4 protein-coding genes are annotated in these 4,215 nt (G+C 39.3%); 3 read left to right on the top strand and 1 reads right to left on the bottom strand.

The genetic code is table 11. The annotated features are described in order from the left end of the window. Nucleotides 1-7: 7 nt before the first annotated feature. Entirely contained in the window at nt 8-199 is a 192-nt protein-coding gene (locus tag CDZ78_RS21450; RefSeq protein ID WP_140414194.1) for a hypothetical protein, read from the bottom strand. A 6-nt stretch (nt 200-205) separates the two neighbouring features. On the opposite strand from CDZ78_RS21450, the gene CDZ78_RS18235 reads away from it, so the two are divergent. The 3 genes from CDZ78_RS18235 (at nt 206) to CDZ78_RS18225 (ending at nt 3,921) form a co-directional block, all read left to right on the top strand. Then, nucleotides 206-658, top strand: coding sequence for a GNAT family N-acetyltransferase (locus tag CDZ78_RS18235; RefSeq protein WP_087871083.1), 453 nt, complete (start codon nt 206-208; stop codon nt 656-658). 705 nt (nt 659-1,363) lie between these two features. Next, nucleotides 1,364-3,322: a DUF5906 domain-containing protein gene (locus CDZ78_RS18230; RefSeq protein ID WP_167374395.1), complete on the top strand. Its 1,959-nt coding sequence runs from the start codon at nt 1,364-1,366 to the stop codon at nt 3,320-3,322. Between the two features lie 143 nt (nt 3,323-3,465). Continuing rightward, nucleotides 3,466-3,921 (top strand): hypothetical protein, encoded by a 456-nt coding sequence (locus CDZ78_RS18225; protein WP_140414192.1) that lies wholly within the window; start codon nt 3,466-3,468, stop codon nt 3,919-3,921. Nucleotides 3,922-4,215: the final 294 nt, after the last annotated feature.

The following is a 4,215-nucleotide window of genomic DNA, read 5'->3' as shown; positions in this document are numbered from 1 at the left end:
TAATAACTTAAAAAATAGCACCATTTTTAGTTGAACATGTGAAATTTCTTTGGCTGAAATTAAATCTTATGATCGTAGGTAATAGGGTGATTTTGTTTTTTGCGACAGAACCAAAAAATTGCTTATTCGTGTCAGGTTTTAGTGGGCAAGGATTTAAACTTGCACCAGAAATTTCAAAAAAAGCAAGCAAGATGAGCATAGCTATATGATTACTATTCGAAGAGCAGAAAAAACCGATCTATTACAGATTGTTGAAATATTTGAACACTATCGGAATTTTTATAAGTGTGAGAGAAATAATGAATTAGCGGTTGAATTTATAAGTAAAAGAATTGAATTTGAAGATTCTTTAATACTTATTGCAGTTGACGAAAGCAAGCCCTTACTAACCATTGTTGGATTTACTCAGATGTATCCACTCTACTCATCAACTGCAATGAAAAAACTCTGGTTGTTAAATGATCTATTTGTTCTCAAAGACTACCGAAAAAAAGGTATAGCTAAAAAGTTGATTGAAAATAACAAGCAAGTTGCGCAGACATCAGGTGCTAGAGGTTTGTTTTTAGAGACGGAATCAACTAATGAAGTAGCCAAAAATATTTATAGTAATGAAGGCTTCATTAAAAATAAAAATATATTTTATAATTTTGATTTATAAGGGCCGAAAATGAAAATGCAAAAATACTTATTTATACCAATAATGCCGACACCTAACGGCAGGTTTCACATCGGGCATATCTCTGGGCCATATTTGAAAACTGATATTTTAGCTAGAAACTTAAAGTTTCTAGGCCATGATGTTAAAGTAATCTAGAGGCTTTTGCCTTTTTTGATCCTGAAACTGGCGAGGCACTGGGCAATCAAACCATACGAATGACTAACTCCGAGATAATCAATAAGTTTCCACGTGGCATCTTAGCGAACAGAACAAATCAGTTTGCTGTAAAAGCAGTAATGAGGGAGCTTAAGGTGAAGCATAAACGGCGAGACTATTATATGCCGCCCCTTATCAAAGCGGAGGGCACAGTCCAGTAGACCTAGTGAGAGTTATGTATCTAGGGGAAAAGGCTTAAAAGAAGTCTATATCCACTATAGTCCTTAGATCATGCCAATTAGAGAAATAACTTATATGTTGTGATAAAGGAGGGTTATAAAAACACCAAGTCATGTACAAGCCGACGGAGCCTAAGAGACTTGGTGTTGAATACCACAAACCATTTAAAGATAGGAGGGGACCAAACGAACAATTAACCAATTAATACGCAATTGATACAACCCACGACAAATTGTATCAAAAAAATGCGTATGTTTCAATTAAAATCGCATCTCTGAAAAGATGCATAACGTACGAAATTATATTGCTATGAATAACTTACAAAATAAAACCTCATCTGAGGTTGCTACAACGGATACTCAAAACCTTGTTAAAAAAACACCTTTAGGCGAACTGCCCTCATGGCTCGACAGTGACATATCCTGTAAATCACCGGATGACAGTGAGCAGGTAACCTCCTGTACTGTTCTGGAGGCATTGCAAAAAATTACTGAGGGTCACTACCTTGTAGACACATATAGACTAGCTGAGGGTAGGGGTAATACATTTTTGATGGAAATGGGTACACGTAAATTAGAGTGCTGCTCATTTTTGGGGGAGTTTAGTGGTTCAATTAGCGAAGAGAACTTTATCCCAGATAGCTGTACTAACACATTAGTTGTCAGTATAGATAATCTACACTCTCCAGAAGAGGTCGGTAAACTCAAAAAAAGGATTTCCCGTCTCCCCTTTGTGCGATTTTGTTTTATCTCATATAGCGGAAAGGGCTTGGAAATAGGGGTACATGTTCCAAGCTTTAGAAATGATGCGGATATAAAAAACATTTTCGGGGCTATAGCTAAATATTTTAAAGCTAAGCTTAACTTAACTCTAGATACGTCTAGCAACGATATTACAAGAGTTGTCCGCCTCTCAAAGGATAACGAGATACATATCAACAAGTCTGCAATAACGATAGATGTTGATAATTTATCGACTACAGCTTATCCAGACCTGTCGGAGGATGATTTGAATAATACGGCTAAAATAATACGGCTTAGAGATCGGGCTTCTAGGGAAGAAGAGGCTAGAATTTTAGAAAGGGAGGCTAGACTTTTAGCCGAGAAAGAAGAGGAAGAGGCTAAACTTTTAGCTCAGGAAGAAGCGAAAAGGGCTAGACTTTTAGCACAAGAAGAAGCGGAAAAGGAGGGCAAGGGAGAAGCTGCTAGCGAAGAGTGCGAAAGGATAGATTACGGTAAGGGTAAAATTGTTTGGCGTTTTAAATTCTCGAATGGCGAAGTGCGAGAATTCGATGGCAGAGGGTGCGAAAGGAGGGGTCGTGGGTGTGTAATTGCTTGGATTAATAACCCCGATGGAAAGAAGAAAGTACCTGCTAGCAGTGGCGAACCTCCTAAGAATGCTAACCCCTGCAAAACTAATCAAGAAGTGGCTGGCAGTGGGGGAAAGTCTACGGGTACTAAGCCCAACCAAGATAGTAAGGGGGCATTGGATGATGCAGCACTTAAGCAGTTAGTAACCGACATGAACGAAGAGTACGCAGTCGTTTCGCTGGGCGGAAAGACTAGGGTTGCGAAGCGGATGGACAATGACACGTATAGTTTTCAGACGTTCGCAGATTTCCAAAACTTCTTTTCAAACAAGACGGTTACTGTACTTAATGACGAAAAATATACGAAGGTTAGCAAAGCTGCTATATGGCTCAACAGCCCTGATAGAAAAGAGTACTCACAAGGTATTGAGTTTTATCCTACGATAGGTGATTCTGATAGAAATAATGGCAGGCTTAATGTATGGAGTGGATTTGGGTATAAGAGAAAGCCTTACAATATCAATCGGATACAGCCGATTCTTGATTACATCAAAGATGTTGTTTGTGGTGGCAATGACGTGTATTGCAGCTACGTTAAGGGCTGGATTGCAAAGGGCTTTCAGAAACCCCACATTCCCGCTGGTACTGCTATCGTCCTAAGAGGAGAGGAGGGTTCAGGAAAAAGCACGTTGGGGCTTATTTTGGCAACCTTGTGGGGCAACAGTGGAATGATTATTGAGGATTCAGATCACTTGACAGGAAAATTCAACAATCAATTAATGAACTGCGCCTTTCTTGCGGGGAATGAGGCTGTTTATCACGGAGATAAAAAAGCACAATCAAAACTTAAATCATTGGTGACAGACACCTCGTTAATGATAGAAGGGAAAGGCGTTGATGCGATTAAGATAAGGAATTGTCTTAAAATCATACTTTCAGCAAATGATGATTGGGCGTAAAAACCAGCTCAAAGCAGAGAAGGTTCTTTTGTCTTGAAGTTAAAAATAAGTTTGGGGACAAAGCGGATAGCCGAGCTTACTATAACAAGCTGTATGAAATAATTGGCGATGATGAATCAAATAGAGATCATGAGGTGTTTTCTATGCTTTTGGACTATTTCTTAACCTGCGATATAAAGGGTTTTAGTCATCAGGACTTCCCGGAGACAGATGAAAGCAGGAATCAACGATTGCATTCGCTAGATTGGATTCCGAAATTCCTTATGGAGGTGTGTGATAGAGGCTCTCTTTTTATGGATGATTCAATTGAAGCAAATCCCTGGCCGGAAAACATACACATGTCAGTCATTAAGCAAGCTTTAGATGAATGGGGAAAGGATAATTATAGATCGGGGTATGACAAGGTGACGTATGATTCTCTAAAAATATATTTTGAGGGTAAACTCGGTCTTGTTAATAAATCTAGAAAATTAACTACATCAAGGAATGGCTCTAAGACTGTAGTCAAACAGAGTCGGGGGTGGCATCTTGGGTCTCCTGATGAGCTACTTCAAAAGGTCAGGATTGCCGAGAATATCGACACCCCGGAAGACGACTAGCACAATGATGAGGATCTAATTTTCCAACTAGAGGGAGGCTGCTTTATGTAGTCTTTCTCTTGGAATGAGGCTGGTTACATTTTTCACTATAAAAGAATGAAAATCAAGATTACAAGATCAAAACAACTTTTAACAGCCGCCGAAGAGTCTATTACGTAGTTTTCTTTTGGAATGTGGCTGGTAACACTTTTCACTGTAAATTTTGTTACCACTAAAAGCCACGCCACACGGGCCTAGGGGGGGGTGGTAACAGGTAACAGGTAACAGGTAACAGGTAACAGGTAACAGGTAACA

This window comes from Bathymodiolus platifrons methanotrophic gill symbiont (genome assembly GCF_002189065.1).
Taxonomy (GTDB): Bacteria; Pseudomonadota; Gammaproteobacteria; order Methylococcales; family Methylomonadaceae; genus Methyloprofundus.
This window is presented reverse-complemented; position numbering and strand designations above follow the sequence as displayed.